We start from the raw sequence: 848 nt of genomic DNA on the forward strand, positions 1-848 counted from the left end.
TTTGAGCCGTTCACGTGGGCGACGGCGTTGTTGGCGCGGACTCAGCGGATCCAGGCGTTTGCCACKGTGCAGGTTCCGATTATCCATCCGGTGATGGCGGCGAAGATGGCCGTGACGGCGGATCATGTGTCGGGGGGCCGGTTCGGGATYAAYGTCGTGGCGGGGTGGTTYCCGGAGGAGTTCGCCATGTTCGGCCTCACCCAGCGGGASCACSAGGCCCGGTACGCCTACGCTGATGAGTGGACGACGCTGTTGAAGCGGTTGTGGACCGAGGACGCTGGGTTCGATTTTGAGGGGGAGTACGTCAAGGCTGTTGACGCGTTCTCGGACCCGCACCCGTTGCAGGACCCCTATCCGGTGATTATGAATGCGGGCACGTCCGGTCCGGGCCGTGAGTTCGCCGCCACGCACAGTGATCTCATTTTCGCGTCCTTGCAGGACATGGCGACCGCGCAGCGTCAGATTGCCGAGATCAAGCAGCAGGCGCGGGTCTCCCACGGTCGCGAGGTGCGGGTCTTCGGGCGGCTGCATGTGGTGTGTCGGCCGACCGAGCAGGACGCCAAGGAGTATTTCCGGTGGGTGCACCGCGATAACGCGGATGTTGCCGCGATCGAGAAGCTGTTCGATAAGAGCACCGCGAACTCCAAGAGCCTGGAAGTCGAAGCCGAAGAGCACGGGCAGATGATCGAGCGGCTCGCTGCCGGCCGCGGTGCGATGACCGCGGTGGGTACCCCTGAGCAGGTCGTCGCAACACTGTTGGAACTGTCCAACGCCGGACTCGACGGGGTAGCGATCTCCTGGGTCAACTACGACGAGGGACTCCAGCAGATGGAAGACGACATCCTGCC

At 63.7% G+C, this 848-nt stretch carries 1 protein-coding gene; it reads left to right on the top strand.

Going from position 1 to position 848, the window contains the following annotated elements; all coding sequences use genetic code 11:
* Nucleotides 1-30 precede the first annotated feature (30 nt).
* The coding region (locus AC1DD5_RS25705; RefSeq protein ID WP_477523134.1) for an LLM class flavin-dependent oxidoreductase at nt 31-848 on the top strand (818 nt) is incomplete at its 3' end.

This window comes from Paenarthrobacter sp. 10L420 (genome assembly GCF_056395385.1).